This is a genomic window from Nocardioides humi (genome assembly GCF_006494775.1).
Classification (GTDB): Bacteria; Actinomycetota; Actinomycetes; order Propionibacteriales; family Nocardioidaceae; genus Nocardioides; species Nocardioides humi.
This window is the reverse complement of sequence record NZ_CP041146.1, coordinates 1,525,218-1,548,756: the sequence shown is the minus strand read 5'-3', so window position 1 is coordinate 1,548,756 and position 23,539 is coordinate 1,525,218. Positions and strand designations below refer to the sequence as shown.

The following is a 23,539-nucleotide window of genomic DNA, read 5'->3' as shown; positions in this document are numbered from 1 at the left end:
GCCCGCCTGCTGTCGAGCAGGTCGCGCGGCGACCGCCACGAGACGCTCCGCTGACTCGACCCCAGCGGAGATTGGGGAAGACGAGGGGCGGGATCCGACCGAACCGGATCCCGCCCCTCGCGCGCCTCTCGGTGTGCGGGTCAGCGCGCGGCGCGCTTGCCGCCCTTGGGCGTGTCCGGATCGCGCTTGGGGCGCGGGGTGGGGCTCGAGGTCAGGCCGAGGGCGCGCGAGAGCCGGATCGCCAGCATGAAGGCGAGGAAGAGGCAGAGCATGGCGCCGAGTGCGGCGACGGCCAGGAAGGCCCAAGCGCTGGTCTTGCCGTCGTGGCGTGCGGTGGCGCCGAAGTCGATCGCGGCGATGATCAGGTAGCCCCAGGCGACGATGGAGACGGTGATGCCGGCGGCCAGCAGCAGGAGGTCAGGGCGGAATCGCGCCTTCGCCCGGTTCCCCGCTCGCTTGCCACCCGTCACGGCGGTCATTGTTGCCGATGGGTGGATGGAACGCTCAGCCAACGCGCCCACCGGTCCCGGGGCCGGCCGGGAAACGCCGGGGCCGAAGCGGTCGTGGCGCGGTGTTCCTGGGGGTGACCTGCGCAAACGCGTGCCCGGCGACCCCCTCGTGGAACTCGTGTCCGCCCACGCTTGCATCGGTGGTGGCCGGGGCGTACGGTTACCACTACATCTAGTAGTTACAACGATGTAGTTCTCCACATCTAGTCCACAGGACGACGCTCCGTCACCCACAGGACAGGCGTGGAAACGCACAGATCGCCCCGGCTTCTCCACAGGCAGGGGGTTGTCCACAGCTCGTAGTCTCGGGAGGAGGGGCCATGCACTGTCCGTACTGCAAGCACAACGACACCAAGGTCCTCGACTCCCGTGTCTCCGACGACGGCTGCTCGATCCGGCGCCGCCGGGTCTGTCAGTCGCCGAGCTGTGAGAAGCGGTTCACGACCGTCGAGGCCATGCAGCTGACCGTGCTCAAGCGCTCCGGCGCGACCGAGCCGTTCACCCGCGAGAAGGCCGTCGCCGGCGTCCGCAAGGCCTGCAAGGGTCGCCCGGTGGACGAGGACGACCTGGCCCGGCTGGGCCAGGAGGTCGAGGACCAGCTCCGGCTTGCCGGCAGCCCGGAGGTCGCCGCCCACGAGGTGGGCCTGGCGATCCTGCCGCCGCTGCGTCGCCTCGACGAGGTCGCCTACCTCCGGTTCGCCTCCGTCTACCGCGGCTTCGACTCCGCCGCCGACTTCGAGAACGAGATCTCCCTGATGCGGGCCGAGCACCAGCTCGCCTCGGAGATCGCCACGGCCCCGACGGGCTGACCACAGACGCCCGGCAGGTAGTGGGGAAGCTGCCTGCCGGGCCACCAACCTTCCCCTTCTTCATGGGAGCTCCGCCGCTCCTGCTGCACCGCCGACGCCCCGCCGAAACCGCCGCACCAGAGGAGACCAGGAGAGCCATGACCGAGACGGCCCGCAACGAGACGACCAGCGAGACGGCGAGCTACCCGAAGTCGGGCCTGAGGATCGAGCGGGTCTTCAGCACCGAGGGCGTGCACCCGTACGACGAGATCACCTGGGAGCGGCGCGACGTCGTCCAGACCAACTGGAAGACCGGCGAGGTCGTCTTCGAGCAGCTGGGCGTCGAGTTCCCCGACTTCTGGTCGCTCAACGCCTCCACGATCGTCACCACCAAGTACTTCCGCGGCGCCGTCGGCACGCCGGAGCGGGAGCGCGGGCTCAAGCAGCTCATCGACCGGGTCGTGTCGACGTACGTCAAGGCGGGCAGGGAGCACGGCTACTTCGCGTCCGCGGCGGACGCGGAGGTCTTCGAGCACGAGCTGACCTGGCTGCTGGCCCACCAGTACTTCTCCTTCAACTCCCCGGTCTGGTTCAACGTCGGCACGACCGCCCCGCAGCAGGTCTCGGCGTGCTTCATCCTGTCCGTCGACGACTCGATGGACTCGATCCTGAACTGGTACAAGGAGGAGGGCTTCATCTTCAAGGGCGGCTCCGGCGCCGGCCTGAACCTCTCCCGGATCCGCTCCTCCAAGGAGCTGCTGAGCAGCGGCGGCACGGCGTCCGGCCCGGTCTCCTTCATGCGCGGCGCCGACGCCTCGGCCGGCACCATCAAGTCCGGCGGCGCCACGCGTCGTGCGGCCAAGATGGTCGTGCTCGACGTCGACCACCCCGACATCGAGGAGTTCGTCGAGACCAAGTGGCGCGAGGAGGACAAGATCCGCGCCCTGCGCGACGCCGGCTTCGACATGGACCTCGGCGGCAAGGACATCACCTCGGTCCAGTACCAGAACGCCAACAACTCGGTCCGGGTCACCGACGAGTTCATGCGCGCGGTCGAGAACGGCACCGAGTTCGGCCTGCGCGCGCGGATGACCGGCGAGGTGATCGAGACCGTCGACGCCCGCGGCCTGTTCCGCAAGATCAGCGAGGCCGCCTGGGCCTGCGCCGACCCGGGCCTGCAGTACGACGACACCATCAACGACTGGCACACCAACCCCGAGACCGGCCGGATCACCGCGTCCAACCCGTGCTCGGAGTACATGTCGCTCGACAACTCCTCGTGCAACCTCGCGTCGCTGAACCTGATGAAGTTCCTGCGCGAGGACGACACCTTCGACGCCGCGCTGTTCGCGAAGGCCGTCGAGTTCATCATCACCGCGATGGACATCTCGATCTGCTTCGCCGACTTCCCGACCGAGGCGATCGGCCAGACCACCCGCGACTACCGTCAGCTCGGCATCGGGTACGCCAACCTCGGCGCGCTGCTGATGGCGATGGGCCTGGGCTACGACTCCGACGGCGGCCGCGCCATGGCCGCCACCATCACCTCGCTGATGACCGGCACGTCGTACCGCCGCTCGGCCGAGCTCGCCGCGATCGTCGGCCCCTACAACGGCTACGCCCGCAACGCCGAGGCCCACAACCGGGTGATGCGCAAGCACCAGGCCGCCAACGACGACGTCCGCACCCTGCACGTCGCCGACGCGAAGGTGCACAAGCTGGCCACCGAGGAGTGGGCCAAGGTCGTCGAGCTCGGCAAGGCCAACGGCTTCCGCAACGCGCAGGCCTCGGTGCTCGCGCCGACCGGCACCATCGGCTTCATGATGGACTGCGACACCACCGGCATCGAGCCCGACTTCTCCCTGGTGAAGTTCAAGAAGCTCGTCGGCGGCGGCTCGCTGCAGATCGTCAACCAGACCATCCCGCGGGCGCTGAAGAAGCTCGGCTACGACGAGGAGAAGATCGAGGCGATCGTCGCCTACATCGGCGAGCACGGCCACGTCGTCGACGCCCCCGGCCTCAAGCCGGAGCACTACGAGGTCTTCGACACCGCCATGGGCGAGCGCTCGCTCAAGCCGATGGGCCACGTGCTGATGATGGCGGCCTGCCAGCCGTTCCTGTCCGGCGCGATCTCCAAGACGGTCAACCTGCCCGAGTCGGCGACGGTCGAGGAGATCGAGCAGATCTACCTCGAGTCGTGGAAGCTCGGCCTCAAGGCCACCGCGATCTACCGCGACAACTGCAAGGTCGGCCAGCCCCTCGCCGACGGCGGCGGCAAGGCCAAGAAGGACGCCGCCGACGCCGCGGAGGCCGCCGCCGAGGGCAAGGTCGTGGAGAAGGTCGTCGAGAAGGTCGTCTACGCCCCGACCCGCAAGCGCCTCCCGAAGTCCCGCCAGGCCCGCACCACCTCCTTCACGGTGGCCGGCGCCGAGGGCTACATGACCTCGGGCGCCCACGACGACAACACCCTCGGCGAGATCTTCCTCAAGCTCGGCAAGCAGGGCTCGACTCTCGCCGGCGTGATGGACGCCTTCTCGATCGCGGTCTCGATCGGCCTGCAGTACGGCGTCCCGCTGGAGACCTACGTCTCGAAGTTCACCAACCTCCGCTTCGAGCCCGCCGGCCTCACCGACGACCCGGACGTCCGGATGGCGCAGTCGATCATGGACTACGTCTTCCGCCGCCTGGCCCTCGACTACCTCTCCTTCGAGGAGCGATCCGCCCTCGGCATCTACTCCGCCGAGGAGCGCCAGCGCCACCTCGAGACCGGCTCCTACGAGCCGATCGAGGAGACCGGCAACGCCTCCGAGCTCGTGGAGACCGCCCCGGTCGCCAAGTCCGTCCCCGTGGAGGTCGAGGCCGAGGTCGTCGAGACCGACGAGGACCCCCTCGCCGGCGCCCCCGTCGTCGAGGCCAAGGTCGCCAAGACCACCGCCGAGCTGCTCGAGCAGATCACCGGCCACGCCGTCGACTCGCCGCTGTGCATGACGTGTGGTACGAAGATGCGGCCCGCCGGGTCCTGCTACGTGTGCGAGGGGTGCGGCAGCACCTCCGGCTGCAGCTGAAAGCGAGCGACCTACTCGACAAAGGGCAGCGAGGGGCGGTCACCCGGACGGGTGGCCGCCCTCGCCACGCTCAGACCGTTCCCTCCGAATCGGGTTGCCGGTAGGATTGGCGACATGTCGGCTGAGCCCAGCTTTGAGAAGGCTTCCTGGACCATTCCGTCGGACGTTCTGGAGGCCGTGCGCCGGCATGCCCCACGGGGAAAGGTCTCGGCGTACGTCGCCGACGCGCTCAGGCGTCAGCTGGAGCTCGATGACCTCGCCGCTCTGGTTGATGAGATGGAGGCGGCGAGCGGGCCGTTCGACCCTGAGATCGTCGCGCGCTACGCCGATGAGATGCGGTGAGCGACCGGACTCTCCGGGTCGTCATCTTGGACTCGGAAGGCCTGGCCGGCGTGGGCCGGAACGACCGTGTCGTCGCCCATAGGTTGGCGGCCGCTCGTGACAACGGCCAGCGAGTGATTCTCCCGGCCGTCGTCGCGGCCGAGGTCATCACCGGCGGGCCGACCGACGTGGGCGTGTACCGTGCGATGAAGCGGCTGATCGCCGAGCCGATCTCTGTGGACCTCGCTGCACGAGCGGGCCAGCTTCGAGAGCGGGCCGGGCGCGCCCGCCGGAAGAAGCGCGATCTGACAGTCGATGCGATCGTCGCCGCGGTGGCGATCGCAAGGGCACCCTCGGTTGTCCTGACGGCAGATCCGGACGACCTCCAATTGCTGACGGAAGGGCATGACGTCCGGGTGATCGGCCTCTGATGCGAGGCGGCGCCGGGCCGTCTCCCCTCCGTCGTCACCGGGGCAGGTAGCCGAGCCAGAGGCCGTCACGCGCCCGGGTCATCCCGACGAACAGCTCGCGACGGAACCGCTCGCGACGCTCGGCGTACGCGGACTCTGTTTCGCCCGACCGCTGCGCCGGCGGCTGGTGGCGCATTCCGGGCATGAGGACGTACTTGAAATCCAGGCCCTTGCCGCGCTTGAAGGTACCGACCTTCACCTTGTCCTGGGTGGTTCCGTCGTAGGCGCTGAGCTCCACGGTCGGGATGCCGGCCGTGCCCAGGACGCGACGGTAGCGCTTCACCTCGTCGAGATAGGCGACCAGGACGGCCAGGTCGCCCAAGGGCACACCGCGGTCGCGGGTCCGAGCGATCTGGTCGACGAGCTGTCGCTCGAGGTGGAGCTGCGATCCGGCGAAGACCTCGAGCGGGGCGGGACCTTGGCGCGCGATGGTGACATCGCGTGTCCCCGGTTCGATCGATCCTTCGAGGTCGCCGAACCGGTCGTGCGTGACCTCGCGGCTGGCGCGTTCCAGGATCTGGGCAGTGTTGCGGTAGTTGACCTTCAACACCGTCGATCGGCCGCTGATGTTGATGCCTGCCTCGGCGAGGTTGAATCCGCCCGGATAGACGGACTGCTGTCCGTCGCCGATGAGCAGGACCTGGCCGTCACGAGCGAGCGCGGAGAGGAAGCGGAGTCCGGTCAGGGTAAGGTCCTGGACCTCGTCGATGATGACGGCGCCGTACCTCAACAGCCGGGGCTCCTCTTCGAGGATCTCCAGCGCGTTGATCAGCAGGTCGTTGAAGTCGCATACGCCTGCTTCTTCGAGGAGCTCGCCATACCGGCAGTAGAGATTCCAGAGACCTGCGCGGGACTCCCGCGGGAAGACGGTCTTGCGGCCGACCCGGTCGAGGTCGCGATAGGCCTCGAAGTCGAGGATGCCGCGTCCTTTGATGACGTAGTCGATCTCTTCACGCCAGTACTCCGGCCTGGGCTCGAAGCGGGAGAGCTGGGTTGCCGAGGCGGTCTCGTCCCAAGCACGCTGGAAAGCGACTCCGCAGGCGACGGGATCGATGGTGGCGGTCATGCCCGCGGTCTCCAGGACGCGGTATGCGACCTGATGTGAGCTGGCGAACTCGATGTTGTCCGCCCCGGTCGGTGAGATCCTGCGCGCGAGCGCGGCCTGGACCCGAGGGAGGGTCTTGACGTAGGACGTGAAGAGGACGGGAAGGTCGGTTCGCTGCGCCAGGTAGACCGCGCGATGGAGGCCGACGACGGTCTTGCCGGTGCCCGCGGGACCACGGATGCGGTACGGGCCGTTCCACTGGGCACGGACCAGCTTGTTCTGGTCCGGGTGGACGAAGGTCATCCAGTCCTCGATGGGTCTCGCCAGCAGCGCCTCGTTGAGGGCTCCCTGCACCTCGTCGAACTGGATCAGCGGCTCCTCGTGCTCGACATCCTGGGGTCGCGGCTTCCGCGGCACCTTGGTTCTGGTGAGTGTCGTCTGCGGCGTCTTCGGGGGGCAGCCCAGCTCGAGGTGATCGGCGATCCTCCGGCGTTGGGACTCCTTCAGCCGCCGCGGTCGTGCGAGCAGCCAGCCGATGAGCTCCGTGACCCCGATCGCGGTGACGGGACCGATCGAGGTGGCCTTCATGTCGTGGTTCGTGAACGCAAGTACGGACTCGATGGCACTGGGCACGAGGCCGTGGTCCTCGAGCTGGTCCGCGATCCGGTCGATGAGCGCGATCTGCTTGTCCACGGTCTCGGTCTCGTCCGCATCGCCTCGGTACAGCGTGTCGTCGGCGATCGTGACGTCGGCCCACTCCTTGGCATCGATCACCAGGACGCCCGGTGGCCCTATGGCGATGAAGTCGATGTTCGCCCGCGAGCTGTTCGGCCATGCGCGGTCCTCGAGGATGCGCCAGCCGAACTGAACGAGCTCCCGGAGATAGCGTGCGAGCGTCTTCTCCGACTCGGCGGCCACCAGGAAGTTGTTGGCGCGCTCGTGGACGGCCAGCGCATGGCGCCTGAGCCGCTCGGCCTCCTCGCGCGCGGAATCGCCAGCCGCCATGGCTCACTCCCCTCCTCGGCAGAGGATAGTTGGGGAGACCGATCACCAGGTCGAAATGACCAGCTCGACCGCCGGCACGTCCGCCGGCGCCCACTCGAGCTCACCGAGCCGAGCGGCGGGCAGCCACCGCACAGCCGCGTGCTCGGTCGGCTCGGGCGTTCCCGCCACCACCCGGCACCAGTACGTCGACAGCTCGACCACCGCCGCCGACCCGACGTGCCGCGTGGTCGTCACCAGGTCGCCGACCTCCACCACGCAGCCGAGCTCCTCGCGGATCTCCCGGGCCAGGGCGGCCTGCGGGGACTCGCCGGGCTCGACCTTGCCACCGGGGAACTCCCACATGCCGCCGGCCTCGCCGCCGGGCCCGCGCCGGGCGCACAGGACCAGGCCGTCACGGACGATGACGGCGCCGACGACCTCGATCTCCACGGGGCCGATCGTCGCAGGTGTCAGGCCTGGTGCGGAGAATGGCGCCATGGTGTCCCTCAAGTACGCGGTGGTGGAGCGCGAGCGAAGGTTCCTCGTGTCGGCGATCCCGGAGGGGGTCGCGGAGGTGTGGGAGATCGAGGACAGGTACGTCGAGGGGACGCGGCTGCGATTGCGGGAGGTGCGCAGGCCGGACGGGTCGGTGGTGCGCAAGCTCGGGCACAAGGTGCGGCTGGGCGGAGGTCCGGGGGAGGTGGCGTGCACGTCGATATACCTCGACGACACGGAGTGGGCGCTGCTGTGGGACCGGCTGCCGGGGCAGGGCCTGCGCAAGCGGCGGCACCAGGTGCGCCGCGACGGGCTCCACCTCGTGGTCGACGAGCTGGCGGACGGGACGCTGCTCGCCGAGCTCGATGACGGCGACGTGGAGCCCGCCGCCCTCCCGGAATGGCTGGAGGTCGTCGCGGACGTGAGCGCCGACGAAGCCTGGACCGGTGGCGGGCTGGCCGTGCGGGGCACCGACCGGGGGAGCGAGCGGTGAGTGCGCGCGACCGCGCCGACGTCGTACGACGGGCGCGGGCCCTGCTGGGCCGGACGATCGTCGGCCACGGGGTCACGGTCCGGATCACCGAGGTGGAGGCCTACGGCGGATGCGAGGACCCGGCGTCGCACGCGTTCACGCGGACGCCGCGCTCGGAGGTCATGTACGGCCCGGCGTACCGCCTCTATGTGTATCGCTCCTACGGCATCCACTTCTGCGCGAACGTCGTGACCGGGCCGACCGAGATCGGGGCGGCGGTGCTGCTGCGGGCCGGTGAGGTCGTCGACGGACACGAGCTGGCGCGCTTCCGGCGCGGCGAGACCCCGCCCGAGCGCGACCCCAACCTGGCGAGGGGACCGGGCAATCTCGCGCAGGCGCTGGGGATCACGCTCGACGACCTCGGCACCGAGCTCCTCGCCGACCACGACGACACCCCGGGGACGACGGGGTTCACGGGTGTCCGCCTCGGCCCCGAGGTCCGCACCCGCCGGCGGATCGCGAGCGGCCCGCGCGTGGGCGTGTCCAAGGCGGCCGACGTGCCGTGGCGGTTCTGGCTGGAGGGCGACCCGACCGTGTCCGCGTACAAGCGCAGCCCGCGTGCAACCCCCGTGGGTCCCCCGCACGTGTAGGGGACATGAGACCGAAGGCCCGCGACGCCGAGTTCGAGGATTTCGTACGCCGCCGCCGCTCCCACCTGCTCGGTACCGCCGTCGTGCTGACCGCCGGCGACCACCACCTCGCCGAGGACCTGGTCCAGGGCGTGCTGGTGCGGCTGTACCTCGCCTGGGGACGGGCTACCCGGCGCGGCGGAGTCGACGCGTACGCCCGCCGGGCGCTCGTCAAGGCCTTCATCGACCATCGCCGGCGCCCGTCGGTGTCCCGGGAGACGGCGACCGCCGAGCTCCCGGACCGCGCGTCGGCGACCGCCACCGCCGTCGGGGAGCCGGTCGACGCCGAGCTCCTCGCCGCCCTCCGCGCGCTGCCGGAGCGGATGCGGGCGGCCGTCGTGCTCCGTCACGTCGCCGACCTCAGCGTCGAGGACGCCGCGGACGCGCTCGGGTGCAGCCCGGGCACGGTCAAGAGCCAGACGGCTCGCGGTCTCGCCAAGCTGCGGGAGGCCCTCCCGCAGGCCGCGCCGATCCCGGCCGCCCCTCACGAAGGAGACCCGTCATGACCGAGCCCGCCGACCTCATGGACCGCCTGCACCGCCTCGGCACCGCCGCGCCCGCGCCCTCCGAGGAGGCGGTACGCCGCGACCTCGCCCGCGGCCGGGGCGCGTCCCGGCGCCGTGCGCTCCGGGTGGGCACCGCCGGTCTCACGCTGGCCGCTGTCGCCGGCGTGGGCACCGCGATCGCCGTCAACGCCGACCGGACGACGACGCCCGCGCCGCCGGTCGCCGTACCGAGTGCCGACCAGGGGAGCGACGGCGTCGAGCTGGTCGCCTACACCGGGGCGCAGCAGCCCGGCTTCGTCGTCGCCAAGGTCCCGGCCGGGTTCGTGCTCGAGGGCGCCACGCCGTTCAACCTCAACGTCGCCCGCGCCGGCGACGACAGCGGCCTCGACGTGTTCGAGGACAAGCTGGTCGTGATGCTCGAGTCGTCGTCGGTCACCGGGAACCCGGAGGGTGCGCCGGTGCGGGTCGGCGCGCACGACGGCTGGCTGCGCACCGTCGAGGGCGGGACCCAGGTCCTGACGTACGACGACGGCGAGCACCGCGTCGTCGTCCAGGCCTGGAAGTCGCTGGGCCTCACCGACGCCCAGGTCGTCGAGTTCGCCGAGGGCGTGACCGTGACCGCCGAGGCGCAGGCCGGCGTGGGCTGATCGGCCTGGTCGCGGGCCTGTGGATGAGGACCGACGTCCCGGTCGGAAATGGCGCACCCTCGTCTGCATGACCGAGTACGACGACGTCCCGCCCCTGCTCCCACCCGATCGGATGCCGCCGATCACCGACCAGGCGGCGCTCGAGCACACCTGGCGGGCGCTGACGGGCCGGCTCGGCTTCGACGAGCCGCAGCTGTGGACGCTGTTCGTCGACGGCGTCCGGCCGCTGCACCTGGCCCAGGTACGGGGCGTCCCGCTCGTGCCGGTGGCCGACGACCTCGACCGGCTGCAGGTGCTGGTCCGGCACGCGCGCCAGCACGACCTCGCGTGCGCGTTCCTCTACGCCCGGCCGGGCCGCCGGGCGCGGACGCCGGGCGACCTGGCCTGGGCGCGCGGGCTGGCGGGGCTGGATGGGCGGTGGCCGGTGCACCTGGCCAATGACGCCGAGCTCCGGGTGGCGGCGCCCGACGACCTTGTCGATGCCGGATGGGCGGGAGCCGCCTGATGCTTGCAGATCGCATGCAGACGCAGCATTCTGGCAGCATGGTGTCGATCACGATCCGTGACGTCCCCGACGAGACGCGTGCCGAACTGGCCGCGCGCGCGGCGCGCAGCGGCCAGTCCATGCAAGAATTCCTGCGTGCCCGGCTCGTCGAGCTGGCAGAGACTCCGGACCCCCAGGACGTGCTCGACAGGATTCGCCGTCACAAGGCTGCGTTCGGACAGGGCTTGTCGGTAGAGCAGATCTTGGTCACCAAGGGCGCGGACCGGGCGTGACGACCGTCGTCGACGCGTCGGTGGTCGTGGCGGCGCTGGTGACCGGTGGGTCTGAGGGCGCATGGGCGGAGACGCGCTTGATCGACGGTCCCGTCGTCGCGCCGCACCTCCTGCCTGTGGAGGTCTTGAGCCAACTGCGACGGGCCGTCGCAGTCGGGATGCTGGCTCCCGAGCAAGCGGGGGTGGCGGTGGCCGATCTCGGCCACCTCCCGATTCGCTACCTCGATGTCGTCGGCCTCGTCGACCGGATCTGGGAGCTTCGCGCCAACGTCTCGGCCTACGACGCCTGGTACGTCGCCGCGGCAGAGATGTTCGATGCGCCGCTGGCAACGCTGGACCTGCGCCTTGCGCGGGCACCAGGTCCGCGCTGTGACTTCATGACTCCGTGATCTCTGCGCTGCGGCCGGGGGCCTTGGACTGCGGCCGGTCAGCCGCAGTTGTCGCAGACGCCCGTCGCCGGCAGCGCCATGAAGCAGGTCGGGCAGACCGCGATCACCGGCTCCGGCTTGGCCGGCTTCGGCGGCGCCTTGGGCTTGGTCGCGCGCGGGGCGCGGGCCGGCTTGGCGGAGGCGGCCGGCACCCGGCTCTCGCGTACGGCGGGCACCGGCGGCGCCTCGACGACCGGCGGCACCCAGCCGGGGGAGGCGGGTCGGTGATGCCGAAGCGGGTCAGCACCTCGCGGGCGGCGTCGGTGGGCTGGTGCTTGGGCCGCGTGACGATGTCGAACGGCGACGACGCGCCCTCGAGGAAGGTCTGCGCGTCGGGACGGAGCGTGGCCGGCGGCCGGCGGTGCCGCCAGCGCTGCGGGGTCGCGCCCTTCTGGGTGATGGTCACCAGGTCGGGGCGGTCCCAGGCCACCAGTGCCCAGTCGTCGTGGTGACTGGTGGCCCAGACGGCGAGCGCGACGTCGCCGGCCTCGGCGGCCGCGCGCAGCGCGATCCGCTCCGGGTTCGAGAACCGGCCCGTGACGTGGAGGACGCCGGGCAGTGGCTCGGTGACGTCGTACTCCTCGCTCTGCAGCTGGTCGATCAGGTTCGCGAGGTCAGGCGTGTTCTCCATCGCCTCCGAGGGTAGTCGAGTCCTCCGCGACGGCTCCCGTCGCCTCCGAGATGATCGCCTCCATCGCGGCTCGCGCGGCGGCGGCGTCGCCGGCGCGTACGGCGCGCGCGACCTCCACGTGCAGGTCGATCGCCTCGTCCTTGGGGTGGGCCGGCATCAGGTGGTGGTGGGTCCGCCCGGACAGCACCTCGGCGACCACGCCGTCGAGCGCGGCGAGCATCTCGTTGCCGGAGGCCTGGAGCAGCAGCCGGTGGAACACGATGTCGGCGGCGAGGAACGCCTCGAGGTCGCCGGCCCGGCCGTGCACGACCATGTCGCCGACCGCGGTCGTGAGCGCGCCGCACTGCTCCGGAGTGGCCCGCGAGGCGGCGAGTGCCGCGGCGACCGGCTCGAAGCCGCTGCGCAGCTCCCCGAGCGACTGCAGTTGCGCCGAGCGGTCGTCGGAGTCGAGACGCCAGCGGATCAGCCGCGGGTCGAAGACCTGCCAGGCCGTCCGCGGCTGCACCGTCAGGCCGACCCGCCGTCGCGAGGCGACCATGCCCATCGAGCCGAGGACCCGGACCGCCTCGCGCGACACGGAGCGGCTGACGTCGTACTCGGTGTCGATGTCGTCGAGGGTCAGGACCGTCCCCGCCGCGAGGTCGCCGCTGACGATGCGGCGCCCCAGGGCGTCGAGGACGTCGTCGTGCAGGGCCGCCACGGCCACCTCCCACAAAAATCAGATTTATTTCGGGATCGGTCTTGTTAAAAGCAGATTAATGGATGCACACTGTGACGGCCAGCACATCCGTGAAGGAGGTCACATGAGCAGCACGAGCACCGAGGGCCGCCGGGTCGTCCAACTCGTCGTGATGGGCGTGTCCGGCTCGGGGAAGTCGACCGTCGGGGCCGCGATCGCGCAGCGGCTGGGGGTCCCGTTCGGCGACGCCGACGACTTCCACCCGCCGGCCAATATCGCCAAGATGACCGCCGGCATCCCGCTCGACGACGACGACCGGTACCCATGGCTCGAGGCCATCGGCCGCTGGCTCGCCGAGCACGACGACCGCGGCGGCGTCATCAGCTGCTCGGCGCTCAAGGTGGCCTACCGCGACCAGCTGCGCGCCCACGCGCCGCACGTGTCCTTCCTCCACCTGCACGGCACCCGCGAGGTCATCGCGCGGCGCCAGGCCAGCCGTCCCGGCCACTTCATGCCGGCGTCGCTGCTCGACTCGCAGTTCGACACGCTCGAGCCGCTGGGTCCCGGCGAGGCCGGCATGGTCATCGACGTCGACCAGTCCGTCGACGCCATCGTCCACGAGTACGTCGAGCGCCGGTCCGCCGGCGGGCAGGCCTGAGGAGGCCCCCATGTCCATCCAGCTCATCGCCGCCGCCGGCACCGACCTCGTCGAGCCGGTCGCCTCCGAGGGCCGACTCGTCCTCGCCGCCCTGCTCGGCATCGGCGTCATCGTCGTCCTCATCATCGCCGCGAAGGTGCACCCCTTCCTCGCGCTGACCGCCGGCGCGCTCGCCGTCGGCGTCGTCGCCGGCGTCGACGTCGAGACCGCGATCGCCAGCTACACCGCCGGCTTCGGCTCGACCGCCGCCGGCGTCGGCATCCTGATCGCCCTCGGCGCCATGTTCGGCAAGCTGCTCGCCGACAGCGGTGGCGCCGACCAGATCGTCGACACCATCATCGGTCACGCCTCGCCGCGTGCGCTGCCGTGGGCGATGGCCGTGGTCGGCGCGATCATCGGCCTGCCGATGTTCTTCGAGATCGGCCTCGTGCTGCTGATGCCGGTCATCTACCTCGTCGCCCGCCGCTCCGGGCAGTCCCTGGTCACCATCGGCATCCCCGCCCTCGCCGGCCTCTCCGCGATGCACGGCCTGGTCCCGCCGCACCCCGGCCCGCTCACCGCCATCGACTACCTCGGCGCCGACCTCGGCACCACCCTCGCCCTCGGCGTCGCCGTCGCGATCCCGACGGTGATCATCGCCGGGCCGGTGTTCGGCATCGTCGGACGGTATGTCGTCGTCGACGTGCCCCACCGCTTCGAGGGGAAGGGCGAGGAGGACGCCGCCGGCCGGCCGTCGTTCGGGATCACCATCGCCTCCGTGCTGCTGCCCGTGGTCCTGATGATGGGCAAGGCGCTGGCCGACATCTTCATCGACGACACGACCGACCCGCTGCGCCGTACCCTCGACGTCCTCGGTACGCCGCTCATCGCGCTCGCCCTCGCGGTCGTGGTCGGGATGTTCACCCTCGGCGGCAAGATGGGCCGCGACGGCGTCGCGAAGTCGCTGGAGTCCTCGCTCCCCGGCGTCGCGGGCATCCTGCTCATCGTCGCTGCCGGCGGCGGGTTCAAGCAGTCCCTGGTGGACACCGGCATCGGCACGATCGTCGCTGAGCGGGTGGCCGACAGCAACATCTCCGTGCTCGTACTCGCGTGGTTCGTCGCGGTCCTCATCCGCCTCGCCACCGGGTCCGCGACCGTCGCGACCGTCACCGCCTCCGGCCTGCTCGCGCCGCTCACCGACCAGCTCTCCAGCGGTGAGGTGTCGCTGATGGTGCTCGCGATCGGCGCCGGCTCGGTGTTCTTCTCCCACGTCAACGACGCCGGCTTCTGGCTGGTCAAGGAGTACTTCGGCATGACCGTCGGCCAGACCATCAAGACCTGGTCGGCCATGGAGACGCTGCTCTCGGTCAGCGGCCTGGTGTTCGTGATGGCGCTCAACCTGGTGATCTGAGCGCCGGCCGGGGTGGGGTCAGCCGGCGCTGATCTCCACCCGGTCGGGGTAGAACGCGAGGTGGCCCGCGATGGCCGGCACCGCGTCGTAGGGCTGCTCGTAGGACCAGACCGCGTCCACGAGCAGCCCGTCGGCGGTGGGGATCGAGAAGTACGACGCGTCGCCCTTGTAGGGGCAGTAGGTGCGGGTGTCGCTGGGCTGCAGCGCCGTCAGGTCGGCGTCCTCGCGGGGGAGGTAGAGCACCGGCGGGTACGACGCCTCGCGCAGCTCCAGCGCCCGCTCGGTGTCGACGAGGGCGCGCCCGCCGGCGCGCACGACGACCCGCCCCGGGTGGGGCGTGACGGTGATCGGGTGGTCCGGGCCGGGGACGAGCACGGGGCGAGACATGTGCCCGACGGTAGCCGGGCGGGCTCAGGAGCAGTAGCCCAGCATGTCGTCGAGCGCGGCCACCTCGCTGGGGTCGACCGTCAGCCGCCAGCGCGCCTTGACCTCGATCCAGCGACGGGCGTAGGCGCACTGGTAGGCCTTCCGCGGACGCCATGCGGCCGGGTCGTCGGCGCCCTTGGCGGCGTTGGTCGGGCCGTCGACGGCGAGCAGCCCGGCGAGGTCGTTGGCGTACTCCCTGCGCCGCGCGTCGTCCCACGCGGACGCGCCGGAGACCCACGCCTCGGCGAGCGGGACGACATGGTCGATCTGGATCGCCTGTGCCTGCGCGGGATCCTTGAGGTCGTCGAAGGTCAGCGTCCTCCCGGTGTAGGGATCGGTCCACGTGCCGGCGAGCACGTCGTGGTCACAGCGGCCCTGGCGTGCGATGCGGGCGGTGCCGGGCTCGGCGTCGCGCAGCAGCACGTCGTCGCGCTGGTTGCAGCCGTTGCCGTCCACGTCGGCCCACCGGGCGCCGAACGCGTTGCGGTCGTAGTCGGCCGGCGGCCGTGGCCGCGCGGTGACGACGAGCCCGGCCAGCGCCTCCGCGGCGTCCGTGGCACCGGTGGTGTCCATGGCGTCCGTGGGCAGCACGGTGCCGTCGCCCGCGGAGGCGCCCGGTGGGGCAGGTGCCAGCGGCCCGCACGCGGTCAGCAGCGTCACCAGCCCGGCCACCAGGGCCGCCCACCACCACCTCACATCGGCAAACCTAGGCGCTGCTAGGGTCGTGGGGGTTGACGACCGGTACGCCGGTCCGCGCGAAGTCGGCGACATTGCGGGTGACCACGGTCAGGCCGTGGACCAGCGCGGTCGCCGCGATGTAGGCGTCGTCGATCGGCATCGGATCGGGCACGTGGAGCGCCGCGGCGCGGGACGCGACGGCCGTGTCGACCGGAAGGGTCGTCCTCTCGAAGTCCGGGACCACCTTGCTGTCGAACCAGCGTCGCAGCGGTTTTGCCTGTCGGGGATCGCGTCGTTCGAGCAGCAGGATGCCGTGCTCGAGCTCGAACAGTGTGATCGTGCTGATCGCGAAATCCTCATCGGGATGCTGCTTGGTCCAGGCCACGACCGACGGGCGCCTGCGGTACAGGTCGCTGACGATATTGGTGTCGAGAAGATGCCTCACAGGTCGAGGGGGCGGAACGGCTCCACCTTGCGTGGGGGGATCGGAATCTCGATGTCCTCCGACCCCGGAGGCCCGGCCAGTCGGTCGGCGAGGGTCCCGGCCTGCCGTCGCAGGCGGCGGTAGTCCTCGATCGACAGCAGGACGTGGGACGGCTCGCCGTGGTCGGTGACCATGACCGGTCCCTCCAGTGCGGCGCGCTTCGCCGCGCTGACATCGCGGTTGAACTCCCTGCTCGTGATGGTCGTCATGGCGATCGCCTCCTGTAGGTACCGTACCTACACCAAGGTACCTCGTCTCCTGACCCGAGATCCTCTTCATGCCAGGATCGTGGGCCGAGGGCCCGACACTGGCCGGTGGCTTTCCACAGCCCTCACACTGGATCCGTGGCCGACCCCATCATCCTTCTCGTCTCCGCCGACGAGATCGACGTCCTGACCGAGCAGTTCCACCGCTACGAGCGCGAGTACGACGTCCGCTCCGCCCGCAGCGTCGCCGAGGCGAACGCCCTCCTGAAGGCGGTGCGCCGGTCCGGGCAGCCGGTCGCCCTCGTCGTGACCGACTCCGAGCTGCCCGACGAGAACGTGCTCGTCGCGATGCACGACTGGCGGGCGCTCGTCCCGACCGCCCGGCGGATCGTCGCCATCCCGATCGCCCGCTTCGCAGCCGACACCGAGTCGCTGCGGCCCTATCTCGCCAAGGGCAAGTTCGACACCTACCTCGTGCTGCCCCAGGGGCGCCGCGACGAGGAGTTCCACTACGCGATCGTCGAGCTGCTCAGCGACTGGGGTGCGACGGTCGCGTCCTCGGAGGTCGACTCGGTGCGGGTGATCGCGCCCGACGCCTCGCCGCTCGCGCTGGCGGTGCGCGACTTCCTGGACCGGACCGGCTTCCCGTACCGGACCTACCCGCCGGACTCCCCGCAGGGCGAGGAGGCCCTCGCGCTGTACGACGGCCCGCCGTCGTACCCGTTGGTGCACCTGGCGGCCAAGCCGTTCGGTCGGCTGCCGGTCGTCGCACCGCAGTCGGTGCGGGAGCTGGCCGCGCTGATCTACGGCCGGCCCTCCGACATCGAGGTGGACACCGTGGTCGACCTCGCCATCGTCGGGGCCGGCCCGGCCGGTCTCGCCGCCGCGGTCTACGGCGCGTCCGAGGGACTGAGCACCGTCGTCCTCGAGCAGGAGGTGATCGGCGGGCAGGCCGGCACCAGCTCGATGATCCGCAACTACCTCGGCTTCCCGCGCGGCATCTCCGGCATGCGGTTGGGACAGCGGGCGCGGACCCAGGCGATCCGGTTCGGCGCCCGCTTCTTCACCGGCTGGCCGGTGGTGGGCCTGGAGCCGGGCGCCGACGGCGCGCCGCACACCGTGGTGACCGAGGGAGGGGAGGTCCGCGCCCGCTCGGTCCTCGTCGCCTCCGGGGTCGCCTACCGGCGCCTCGGCATCGCGCCGCTGGAGGATCTCGTCGGCGCCGGCGTCAACTACGGCGCCGCGATGACCGCCGCGCGCGAGATGGAGGACCGCGACGTGTACGTCGTCGGCGGCGGCAACTCCGCGGGACAGGCCGCCGTGCACCTGGCCCGGTTCGCGCGCTCGGTCACGATCCTGATCCGGCGCGAGGACCTGGCCGCGACCATGTCGACGTACCTCATCGGCGAGATCTCGTGGAACCCGCGGATCGACGTGCGTCCGTGCACGGAGATCGTCGACGGCGGCCCCGACGACAGCGGCCAGCTGGGGTGGCTGCAGCTGTGCGACGTCCGCACGCGGCAGGAGGAGCGGGTCGCCGCGGGCGGGCTCTTCCTGCTGATCGGCGCCGCACCCCACTGCGACTGGCTGCCCGCCGACGTACTCCGCGACGAGCGCGGCTTCGTCCTCACCGGCCGCGACGTGCCCACCGAGTGCTGGGTCGACGGCCTCCCGCCGGAGAACCTCACCACCTGCGTCCCCGGCATCTTCGCCGCCGGCGACATCCGCTCCGGCTCGATGAAGCGGGTCGCCGCCGCCAGCGGCGAGGGCGCGTCGGCGGTGTCGCTCGTGCACGGGTACCTGGAGTCGCTCCGGTCGTCGCCCGCGCCCGCCGGCGAGGCCCCCGCACCGCTGCGTGGGGCGTGACGTGAGGCATCCGCGGGCGGACGTCGCCCGCGCGGTGTGGCGGTCGATCGAGCCGGTGCACGCCGTCACGTACTTCTCGCCGGAGCCGCTCTCGGCGCTGGCGGCCGCCGGCTACCGCGGGTTCTGGATGGGCTACTTCGCCGGACGCGCCGCACCCCTCGGCCCGGCGCCGGCCGAGCTGGTGCACGCGCTGTTCCACAACTTCGACCTGGGTCACGTCGCCCGTGCCCTCCCGGACGCCTGGGCCTTCGCGGCTCCGGAGGCGGCACTGCGGGCCCGCCTCGACGGCTCGGTCGCGGCGCTGCGCCGGCAGCTCGGCACCGCGGCGCCCGTCCCCGGCGTCGAGCGAGCCGCCGAGCTGGCCGAGCGCGCTGCCGCCGCAGCGCCGCTCGAGGGCCGGCCGCTGTTCGCGGCCAACCGCGCGCTGCCGGTGCCGGACGAGGCGCTGGCCCGGCTCTGGCACGCCGCCACCCTGCTGCGCGAGCATCGCGGCGACGGGCACGTCGCCGCACTGACCGCCGCGGGGATCGGTGGCCGCGAGGCCCACGTCCTCCACGCGCTCGCCACGGGTACGCCGGCCGCGGTCTACCGCACCGCGCGGCACCTGACGGACGCCGAGTGGGACGCGATCCTCGACGGGATGCGCCAGCGCGGTCTCGTCGATCCCGCCGGACACCTCACCGAGCGCGGGCGCGCGGTGAAGGAGCGGATCGAGGAGACGACGGACGACCTGGCGGCGCCGGCGTACGCCGTCCTCGGCGACGACGAGGTCGACGACCTGCTGACGGCGCTCGCCCCCGTGCGGGCGGCGATCGTGGCGGCAGGGGAGATCCCGACCAGGTCGCCGATGGGGCTGGACCTGTCCGACTGACCGCCCGAGGCCCGCACGGTTGCGCCGGATCGCTCCGGGTACCTGCGCGCCATGACCTCCGGAATCGACCTGGGCCGCCCCACCTCGGGCGACGTCATCGACCTGATCAGCGACGACCACCGGCGCTTCGAGCAGCTGCTGTCCCAGATGCGTCTCGGCACGGCCGACCGCGACGCCGTACGACGGGCCTTCGCCGACGTCCTCGTCGCCCACGGCGAGGCGGAGGAGGAGCTGGTCTATCCCGTCCTGCGCAAGGCCGCCGCCGACATCGACGCCCACGACGTCGAGCACGGCCGGGAGGAGCACGCCGAGGGCAACGACGCCCTGCTGTCCCTCCTCGAGCTCAAGGGCACCGACACCCAGGCGTTCGCCGACGCCGTGGAGGAGCTCAGCAACCTGGTCGCCCACCACATCGCCGAGGAGGAGCTCAGCATCCTCGAGCCCGCCCGCACCGAGGTCTCGACCCGCGTGCGCTGGGATCTCGGTGAGAAGTGGGCGGCCCGCCGCAACGCGCTGATCGACGAGCGCTGCGGTGCCGTCGAGAACGTACGACGGATCGTCGCCGCCGCGCAGCGGGAGGGCCTGCTGCAGGACGCGTGAGCCGCCGCAGGGCTGGCGCTCGCCCCGCCCGCCGGATGCTAACGTCGAGCTATCGCCCACCTCCTCTGGGGGATTGGGAAGTGGAGGCCGGAACCCCCGCCGGACGGCGGGAGCCGGCCTCGGCGCTTTCTCCGGCTCTGCTGGCTCGTGAGGTGGCTCAGCGGGCGGTGAGGGCCAATTGCTCGGCCAGGGCGTCGAGGAGTCGTTGAGCGGACTCGCGGGTCAGGGTCAGCCGCGGCTGGCGGGACAGGCTGGGCTCGATGGTGACCCACTCGATGAGCTCGCCGACGGGCCGGGTCATCCCGACGATGAGTTCTACGGCATCCGCGGAGGCGGACGGCGGCAGCCTGTCCTCGTCGGTGGCGATGGCCGGAACGACGCTCGCCTCGCTGGAGTGGTACCGATCCTCGGGGTGGTCGTCCTCGACGTGCTCGCGGGTGCACCATGCAGGACAGGGCTCAAGCAGCCAGGTAGGTCGTCGATGGTCCATATCCGCCTCCGAATGTCGCGTTGCTGCGAAGATAGGAAGAGGTGCCGACATGGGTGCCCTCTGTGCTGTGCTTCTCCACAGACTGATCCTCTCGTGGCCGTATTCCCATACCAGTATGCTCGATCAAAGCGGTGCGCTGGGCCAAAGTGGTCAGGTGCAAGATCCCCGAAGGACATCTCCGGCCTGGGCGGCCTACGCGCGCGAGATCGGCCACGCTCTGAAGCGGGCGCGCGCCGCCGCCGGATGCAGCCAGCGCGCTGTCGCGACACGAGCCGGGATCGCGACACAGACCTACCAGAAGTACGAGAAGGGCGAGTCCAAGCCCGGTACGCCGCTCAACCCGGAGCTGCTGACCCTCGTGGCCGTGTCTCAGGCTCTGGGGATCACGATCGCCGACCTGCTGCCACCGGGGGCGCCTGACCTCACTGTCGGGCGCTGACGACGCCGGTCGCGGAGCAGAGCGCGAACCCCGAGGCCGCAGGAGGCCCCGGGGTTCGCGGTGGACAGTGGCCTCCGCGCGCGCCGGGCCCGGACTCTCGGGACACGCTCCGGGCCCGGCGATGGCTGCGCTTCCCGGCGGGAGGGCCGGAGAGGCGGTGTCCGCGTCGATTCATCCATGTCGCGAGCGATGGCGACGGGCGTTCGGGTCAACGGGGCAAGATCCGTGCGGAGTTTGCGATGCGGGTGACAAGATCGCGCCGCTCACGACCTGGGCACTCGGGCTTTGGCGGTCACCTTCAGATAGCGCTGGTCGCCGGGATAGACGACTTTGACTCGGTAGCGCTTGCCGACGCGCGGCAGCCGTACGACGACGCGACCGCCGCGCAGCACCGCGGTCGCGATCGTACGACCCTGGCGGCGGATCAGCACGACACCCTCACCGGGACCGTGGTCTCCACGCACCACGATGCGCAACCGCGGCCGGCCGTTCCTCGACTTCTTCAGCTTGAGCTTCAGCTTCGGCTGGATACGCACCGCGCCACTGCTGGGCGGCAGGACGGCGGAAGGCGCCGGCACGGTGAGTGGCGCAGAGGTGGCACTGCCCGGGATCACTCCGGCTGCCGACGCGGTCACCTGCACCGTGATCCGGTGCCCGACGTCCGCGTCGGTGAGACGGTAGGTCTCGCCGGTGGCGGCCGTCGGCAGCCCGTCCTCGCCGGTGGTGAAGATCGGCGCCCCGTCGCGCAGCCACAGGAACTGGTACGACAGCGTCGTCCGCGTCACGCGCCACGTCCCGGTGTCGGCGGTGAGGAGGGCCCCGGACGCCGGTGTCGCTCGGTCGACGGCGATGGTCGGCGGACCGGCGCTGATCGCGGCGCATGATCCGATCGCGCCGGTGGTCAGTCCGTTGTCGCAGGAGCGCTCGGCCGGAGTGACGGCCTGCTGGGCCAGCAGATCGCGCGGCACCAGGGAGAAGCTCTGCCAGTGCACCGGCATCGGGGACTGGTCCTCGTCGCGGGGGATGTGGTGGTAGCCGACGCTGACCCAGGCGACGGGGTCGGTCAGCGGCGCCGTCTCGGCGGCGACGTAGTCGGACACCGACTGGTTGGGGCACCCTGCGTTGAGGTTGCCCGAGGCGTACTCCTGGCACGGGTGGTCGTTGGTGAAGCTGATCTCGGGCCGGGTGAGGGTCCGGTAGGGATCCCGGCTGCCCTCGTTGACGATCTCGTACGAGCGAGCGTGTCCGTCGCCGTTCAGCGATGCCGGGTTGACCACCCGCCACCAGGTGGTCGGCGCGGTGTCGTCCTCCGCGCGGAACGCCTGGGCGCGCAGCGTCCCGGACCCCCGTAGACGAGCGGGCCGTTCGGGATCGCGCTCGTAGTCCCACTGCTCCACTCGCTGCGTCCCGCTGCCGTCGTCGGTGTCGACGGCGAAGTCGACGCGGTAGATCGCGTTGTGCCAGTGCGAGGCCGCGTGGCGGTCGTCGTTCGCCGCGCCCTCCTTCCCGAGTGCCCAGCCAAGATCGGGGTCGGTGGGGAAGAAGAACTCGCCGGGGCCAGGTCGCCTGCGGCGCCGAGGCCGACGGTGATCGTTCCCTGGTCGGTGAGGGTGACCCTCTGCTGGTACTCGTACCAGCCCGCTTTCGACAGTGACGACACCTCCAGGGCACGGCCTTGTTGCACGTAGCGGTCCCCGGTCTCCGCCCACGTCTCCTGCGAGTGCCACCCCAGTCCGGTCTCGGTCTCGCGTACGCAGATCCCGGGGATGGTGCGTTCGACGAGCTGGAGGCCGCGCAGGAAGGACTGCTCGACGTCCAGGGTGTCGCCGTCGCAGGTCTCGGGTGTCTGGGTCAGCAGCTGCCCGTCGCCGAAGCCGACGTCGGTGATGTCGTCGAAGGCCGCTTGGCCGGTGTCGTAGGGCACGTTGAGCTGGGCGAGGTAGAGGGATCCGATCACCCGCATCCAGCCGGGGTGCTCGCGCTCGCCGGTCGCGGGCCGGAACTGGACGTCCTCGAGCACCAGACCCTTGAACGGGTGGATCCGAGCACACATCCGCCAGGCGGAGCCGGTGGAGAGGGTGCGCGTGACGAGAGCGGTGCCGCAGTCCGGCTCCTCGGCCGCACCTGCGTTGCCGGGACTCGAGCCGGCGGGGTCGGCGGCGCCGGACGGTGCTGTTCCCGCCAGGACGCCCGACCAGGCGAGCAGCGCGGAGCAGCCCAGCGCCGCCAGGCGAGACGGACGACGGAGGCGCTCAACCATGGCGGTGCCCGCCCGCCGGGAGCAGCGTCACCGTGCGGCGGCTGAGGTTCACCACGAAGTCGTCGGTGCTCAGGTAGCGGCCCGACGGAAGTGCCACCAGGAGCTGCACGCAACGGTTCTGACCGCAGCCCGAGGTCGTGCCGGCGATCACCCCGACCTGCTCGGGGTGAGCAGCGGTCCGCCCGTGAGCTGGCGGAACTGGTCGACGAAGGCGGGCGCCGGCATCGCCGACAGCGCCAGGTCGATGGCCACCTGGGTCTCGGCCGCCGACGGCGGCAGCTGGACGCCGCGCAGTGTCTGCTCGGCGATGACGCGACCGGTGGCGAGGTCGAGGAGGACCTGGTGCAGCCGGTTGTCGTCATAGTCGTACGCCGAGACCTCGACCCGTCGGCGTCCGGCCCGCTCGGACGGCGCGGGTAGGTCGGCGGCCAGCACCTCGGCCCCGGGCTGGTCCAGCACGTCGCGACTCGAACCGGGTAGCGCGGTCAGTGCGAGGCCGATGGCGTACCCGCGCTCGGCCGTGCTCAGCGGAGCGCCCGGCTCGCGTAACGCGGGTCGCTGCTCGGGCAGGCTGCCGTCACCGGCCACCGTGAACTCGTCGCCACCACCGGGGCTGGCGCCGCTGCCCGGCGCGCCGGGGAGGGGACCCACTGCAGGACCAGGCC

At 71.4% G+C, this 23,539-nt stretch carries 29 protein-coding genes and 1 pseudogene; 17 read left to right on the top strand and 13 right to left on the bottom strand.

Annotated elements, in window-relative coordinates; genetic code table 11:
* Nucleotides 1–140: 140 nt before the first annotated feature.
* On the bottom strand, nt 141–470 hold the full coding sequence (locus tag FIV44_RS07625) for a hypothetical protein (protein ID WP_141003919.1): 330 nt from the start codon (nt 468–470) through the stop codon (nt 141–143).
* A gap of 359 nt (nt 471–829) precedes the next feature.
* Between FIV44_RS07625 and nrdR the strand changes: the two genes are divergently transcribed.
* The 4 genes from nrdR to FIV44_RS07605 all read left to right on the top strand — a co-directional run bounded on the left by nrdR (nt 830) and on the right by FIV44_RS07605 (nt 5,114).
* On the top strand, nt 830–1,318 hold the full coding sequence (gene nrdR, locus FIV44_RS07620; protein ID WP_141003918.1) for a transcriptional regulator NrdR: 489 nt from the start codon (nt 830–832) through the stop codon (nt 1,316–1,318).
* A 137-nt stretch (nt 1,319–1,455) separates the two neighbouring features.
* Nucleotides 1,456–4,362: a vitamin B12-dependent ribonucleotide reductase gene (locus FIV44_RS07615; RefSeq protein WP_141003917.1), complete on the top strand. Its 2,907-nt coding sequence runs from the start codon at nt 1,456–1,458 to the stop codon at nt 4,360–4,362.
* Nucleotides 4,363–4,476: 114 nt separating this feature from the next.
* Nucleotides 4,477–4,704 carry a CopG family transcriptional regulator gene (locus FIV44_RS07610; protein ID WP_141003916.1) on the top strand — a complete coding sequence of 76 codons (228 nt, stop codon included), beginning with the start codon at nt 4,477–4,479 and terminating at the stop codon, nt 4,702–4,704.
* Complete coding sequence (locus tag FIV44_RS07605) at nt 4,701–5,114, top strand: PIN domain-containing protein (protein ID WP_219996338.1); 414 nt, start codon at nt 4,701–4,703, stop codon at nt 5,112–5,114. Before FIV44_RS07610 ends, FIV44_RS07605 begins: the two co-directional genes overlap by 4 nt.
* 34 nt (nt 5,115–5,148) lie before the next feature.
* Here FIV44_RS07605 and FIV44_RS07600 read toward each other — a convergent pair whose 3' ends face one another.
* Both FIV44_RS07600 and FIV44_RS07595 read right to left on the bottom strand, forming a co-directional pair.
* Complete coding sequence (locus FIV44_RS07600; RefSeq protein WP_141003915.1) at nt 5,149–7,203, bottom strand: nuclease-related domain-containing DEAD/DEAH box helicase; 2,055 nt, start codon at nt 7,201–7,203, stop codon at nt 5,149–5,151.
* A gap of 42 nt (nt 7,204–7,245) precedes the next feature.
* Nucleotides 7,246–7,632 (bottom strand): (deoxy)nucleoside triphosphate pyrophosphohydrolase, encoded by a 387-nt coding sequence (locus tag FIV44_RS07595; RefSeq protein ID WP_246086864.1) that lies wholly within the window; start codon nt 7,630–7,632, stop codon nt 7,246–7,248.
* Nucleotides 7,633–7,678: 46 nt separating this feature from the next.
* On the opposite strand from FIV44_RS07595, the gene FIV44_RS07590 reads away from it, so the two are divergent.
* The 7 genes from FIV44_RS07590 to FIV44_RS07560 all read left to right on the top strand — a co-directional run bounded on the left by FIV44_RS07590 (nt 7,679) and on the right by FIV44_RS07560 (nt 11,157).
* Nucleotides 7,679–8,170 (top strand): CYTH domain-containing protein, encoded by a 492-nt coding sequence (locus FIV44_RS07590; RefSeq protein WP_141003914.1) that lies wholly within the window; start codon nt 7,679–7,681, stop codon nt 8,168–8,170.
* Complete coding sequence (locus tag FIV44_RS07585; RefSeq protein WP_246086863.1) at nt 8,167–8,799, top strand: DNA-3-methyladenine glycosylase; 633 nt, start codon at nt 8,167–8,169, stop codon at nt 8,797–8,799. The genes FIV44_RS07590 and FIV44_RS07585 overlap by 4 nt, the downstream gene beginning before the upstream one ends.
* Nucleotides 8,800–8,804: 5 nt before the next feature.
* Nucleotides 8,805–9,344 carry a SigE family RNA polymerase sigma factor gene (locus FIV44_RS07580; RefSeq protein WP_141003912.1) on the top strand — a complete coding sequence of 180 codons (540 nt, stop codon included), beginning with the start codon at nt 8,805–8,807 and terminating at the stop codon, nt 9,342–9,344.
* The gene (locus FIV44_RS07575; RefSeq protein ID WP_141003911.1) at nt 9,341–9,991 is read left to right on the top strand and encodes a hypothetical protein; all 651 of its coding nucleotides are present in this window, start codon (nt 9,341–9,343) and stop codon (nt 9,989–9,991) included. Before FIV44_RS07580 ends, FIV44_RS07575 begins: the two co-directional genes overlap by 4 nt.
* Nucleotides 9,992–10,058: 67 nt before the next feature.
* The gene (locus FIV44_RS07570; protein ID WP_141003910.1) at nt 10,059–10,496 is read left to right on the top strand and encodes a hypothetical protein; all 438 of its coding nucleotides are present in this window, start codon (nt 10,059–10,061) and stop codon (nt 10,494–10,496) included.
* A 38-nt stretch (nt 10,497–10,534) separates the two neighbouring features.
* Nucleotides 10,535–10,768: a FitA-like ribbon-helix-helix domain-containing protein gene (locus tag FIV44_RS07565; protein WP_141003909.1), complete on the top strand. Its 234-nt coding sequence runs from the start codon at nt 10,535–10,537 to the stop codon at nt 10,766–10,768.
* Entirely contained in the window at nt 10,765–11,157 is a 393-nt protein-coding gene (locus FIV44_RS07560; RefSeq protein ID WP_141003908.1) for a type II toxin-antitoxin system VapC family toxin, read from the top strand. Before FIV44_RS07565 ends, FIV44_RS07560 begins: the two co-directional genes overlap by 4 nt.
* A 103-nt stretch (nt 11,158–11,260) precedes the next feature.
* On the opposite strand, the gene FIV44_RS07555 is transcribed toward FIV44_RS07560, so the two are convergent.
* Nucleotides 11,261–11,827: a hypothetical protein gene (locus tag FIV44_RS07555; RefSeq protein WP_141003907.1), complete on the bottom strand. Its 567-nt coding sequence runs from the start codon at nt 11,825–11,827 to the stop codon at nt 11,261–11,263.
* Nucleotides 11,811–12,527: a FadR/GntR family transcriptional regulator gene (locus FIV44_RS07550; RefSeq protein WP_246086862.1), complete on the bottom strand. Its 717-nt coding sequence runs from the start codon at nt 12,525–12,527 to the stop codon at nt 11,811–11,813. The genes FIV44_RS07555 and FIV44_RS07550 overlap by 17 nt, the downstream gene beginning before the upstream one ends.
* Nucleotides 12,528–12,630: 103 nt before the next feature.
* On the opposite strand from FIV44_RS07550, the gene FIV44_RS07545 reads away from it, so the two are divergent.
* Both FIV44_RS07545 and FIV44_RS07540 read left to right on the top strand, forming a co-directional pair.
* Nucleotides 12,631–13,164: a gluconokinase gene (locus tag FIV44_RS07545; protein ID WP_141003906.1), complete on the top strand. Its 534-nt coding sequence runs from the start codon at nt 12,631–12,633 to the stop codon at nt 13,162–13,164.
* A 10-nt stretch (nt 13,165–13,174) separates the two neighbouring features.
* A complete protein-coding gene (locus FIV44_RS07540; protein WP_141003905.1) occupies nt 13,175–14,554 on the top strand; it encodes a GntP family permease in 1,380 nt (459 codons plus the stop codon).
* A gap of 18 nt (nt 14,555–14,572) precedes the next feature.
* Here the strand turns inward: FIV44_RS07540 and FIV44_RS07535 are convergent, their stop codons facing one another.
* Genes FIV44_RS07535 through FIV44_RS07520 form a run of 4 tightly spaced genes read right to left on the bottom strand, consistent with a single transcriptional unit; the run spans nt 14,573 to nt 16,351 of the window.
* Nucleotides 14,573–14,941, bottom strand: a complete 369-nt coding sequence (locus FIV44_RS07535; protein ID WP_141003904.1) for a DUF427 domain-containing protein — start codon at nt 14,939–14,941, stop codon at nt 14,573–14,575.
* Between the two features lie 24 nt (nt 14,942–14,965).
* The gene (locus tag FIV44_RS07530) at nt 14,966–15,676 is read right to left on the bottom strand and encodes an HNH endonuclease family protein (protein ID WP_181411037.1); all 711 of its coding nucleotides are present in this window, start codon (nt 15,674–15,676) and stop codon (nt 14,966–14,968) included.
* 10 nt (nt 15,677–15,686) lie between these two features.
* Nucleotides 15,687–16,103: a type II toxin-antitoxin system VapC family toxin gene (locus FIV44_RS07525; protein ID WP_141003902.1), complete on the bottom strand. Its 417-nt coding sequence runs from the start codon at nt 16,101–16,103 to the stop codon at nt 15,687–15,689.
* A complete protein-coding gene (locus FIV44_RS07520; protein ID WP_141003901.1) occupies nt 16,100–16,351 on the bottom strand; it encodes a type II toxin-antitoxin system Phd/YefM family antitoxin in 252 nt (83 codons plus the stop codon). The genes FIV44_RS07525 and FIV44_RS07520 overlap by 4 nt, the downstream gene beginning before the upstream one ends.
* Before the next feature lie 135 nt (nt 16,352–16,486).
* Between FIV44_RS07520 and FIV44_RS07515 the strand changes: the two genes are divergently transcribed.
* From FIV44_RS07515 to FIV44_RS07505, 3 genes are read left to right on the top strand one after another with little or no spacing between them, the layout of a single operon-like run.
* The gene (locus tag FIV44_RS07515) at nt 16,487–18,214 is read left to right on the top strand and encodes an NAD(P)/FAD-dependent oxidoreductase (RefSeq protein ID WP_141003900.1); all 1,728 of its coding nucleotides are present in this window, start codon (nt 16,487–16,489) and stop codon (nt 18,212–18,214) included.
* Between the two features lies 1 nt (nt 18,215).
* Entirely contained in the window at nt 18,216–19,085 is an 870-nt protein-coding gene (locus tag FIV44_RS07510) for an SCO6745 family protein (RefSeq protein WP_141003899.1), read from the top strand.
* 51 nt (nt 19,086–19,136) lie between these two features.
* The gene (locus tag FIV44_RS07505) at nt 19,137–19,685 is read left to right on the top strand and encodes a hemerythrin domain-containing protein (RefSeq protein WP_141003898.1); all 549 of its coding nucleotides are present in this window, start codon (nt 19,137–19,139) and stop codon (nt 19,683–19,685) included.
* A 157-nt stretch (nt 19,686–19,842) separates the two neighbouring features.
* Here the strand turns inward: FIV44_RS07505 and FIV44_RS07500 are convergent, their stop codons facing one another.
* Nucleotides 19,843–20,175, bottom strand: coding sequence for a DUF6907 domain-containing protein (locus FIV44_RS07500; RefSeq protein WP_141003897.1), 333 nt, complete (start codon nt 20,173–20,175; stop codon nt 19,843–19,845).
* A 154-nt stretch (nt 20,176–20,329) separates the two neighbouring features.
* On the opposite strand from FIV44_RS07500, the gene FIV44_RS07495 reads away from it, so the two are divergent.
* On the top strand, nt 20,330–20,614 hold the full coding sequence (locus FIV44_RS07495; protein WP_246086861.1) for a helix-turn-helix domain-containing protein: 285 nt from the start codon (nt 20,330–20,332) through the stop codon (nt 20,612–20,614).
* A gap of 263 nt (nt 20,615–20,877) precedes the next feature.
* Here the strand turns inward: FIV44_RS07495 and FIV44_RS07490 are convergent, their stop codons facing one another.
* The 3 genes and pseudogenes from FIV44_RS07490 to FIV44_RS07480 form a co-directional block, all read right to left on the bottom strand.
* Nucleotides 20,878–22,065 (bottom strand): copper amine oxidase, encoded by a 1,188-nt coding sequence (locus FIV44_RS07490; RefSeq protein WP_281285854.1) that lies wholly within the window; start codon nt 22,063–22,065, stop codon nt 20,878–20,880.
* Between the two features lie 116 nt (nt 22,066–22,181).
* Nucleotides 22,182–22,667, bottom strand: a pseudogene (locus FIV44_RS33060) (copper amine oxidase); the annotation flags it as partial.
* Nucleotides 22,668–23,021: 354 nt separating this feature from the next.
* The gene (locus FIV44_RS07480) at nt 23,022–23,525 is read right to left on the bottom strand and encodes a hypothetical protein (RefSeq protein WP_141003894.1); all 504 of its coding nucleotides are present in this window, start codon (nt 23,523–23,525) and stop codon (nt 23,022–23,024) included.
* Between the last annotated feature and the right edge of the window lie 14 nt (nt 23,526–23,539).

What these genes read in the sequence shown, in the direction of transcription:
- nrdR (WP_141003918.1), top strand. Translation starts at nt 830, where the DNA reads ATGCACTGTCCGTACTGCAAGCACAACGACACCAAGGTCCTCGACTCC.
- FIV44_RS07615 (WP_141003917.1), top strand. Translation starts at nt 1,456, where the DNA reads ATGACCGAGACGGCCCGCAACGAGACGACCAGCGAGACGGCGAGCTAC.
- FIV44_RS07610 (WP_141003916.1), top strand. Translation starts at nt 4,477, where the DNA reads ATGTCGGCTGAGCCCAGCTTTGAGAAGGCTTCCTGGACCATTCCGTCG.
- FIV44_RS07600 (WP_141003915.1), bottom strand. Translation starts at nt 7,203, where the DNA reads ATGGCGGCTGGCGATTCCGCGCGCGAGGAGGCCGAGCGGCTCAGGCGC.
- FIV44_RS07590 (WP_141003914.1), top strand. Translation starts at nt 7,679, where the DNA reads ATGGTGTCCCTCAAGTACGCGGTGGTGGAGCGCGAGCGAAGGTTCCTC.
- FIV44_RS07580 (WP_141003912.1), top strand. Translation starts at nt 8,805, where the DNA reads ATGAGACCGAAGGCCCGCGACGCCGAGTTCGAGGATTTCGTACGCCGC.
- FIV44_RS07575 (WP_141003911.1), top strand. Translation starts at nt 9,341, where the DNA reads ATGACCGAGCCCGCCGACCTCATGGACCGCCTGCACCGCCTCGGCACC.
- FIV44_RS07570 (WP_141003910.1), top strand. Translation starts at nt 10,059, where the DNA reads ATGACCGAGTACGACGACGTCCCGCCCCTGCTCCCACCCGATCGGATG.
- FIV44_RS07565 (WP_141003909.1), top strand. Translation starts at nt 10,535, where the DNA reads ATGGTGTCGATCACGATCCGTGACGTCCCCGACGAGACGCGTGCCGAA.
- FIV44_RS07555 (WP_141003907.1), bottom strand. Translation starts at nt 11,827, where the DNA reads ATGGAGAACACGCCTGACCTCGCGAACCTGATCGACCAGCTGCAGAGC.
- FIV44_RS07545 (WP_141003906.1), top strand. Translation starts at nt 12,631, where the DNA reads ATGAGCAGCACGAGCACCGAGGGCCGCCGGGTCGTCCAACTCGTCGTG.
- FIV44_RS07540 (WP_141003905.1), top strand. Translation starts at nt 13,175, where the DNA reads ATGTCCATCCAGCTCATCGCCGCCGCCGGCACCGACCTCGTCGAGCCG.
- FIV44_RS07535 (WP_141003904.1), bottom strand. Translation starts at nt 14,941, where the DNA reads ATGTCTCGCCCCGTGCTCGTCCCCGGCCCGGACCACCCGATCACCGTC.
- FIV44_RS07520 (WP_141003901.1), bottom strand. Translation starts at nt 16,351, where the DNA reads ATGACGACCATCACGAGCAGGGAGTTCAACCGCGATGTCAGCGCGGCG.
- FIV44_RS07505 (WP_141003898.1), top strand. Translation starts at nt 19,137, where the DNA reads ATGACCTCCGGAATCGACCTGGGCCGCCCCACCTCGGGCGACGTCATC.
- FIV44_RS07500 (WP_141003897.1), bottom strand. Translation starts at nt 20,175, where the DNA reads ATGGACCATCGACGACCTACCTGGCTGCTTGAGCCCTGTCCTGCATGG.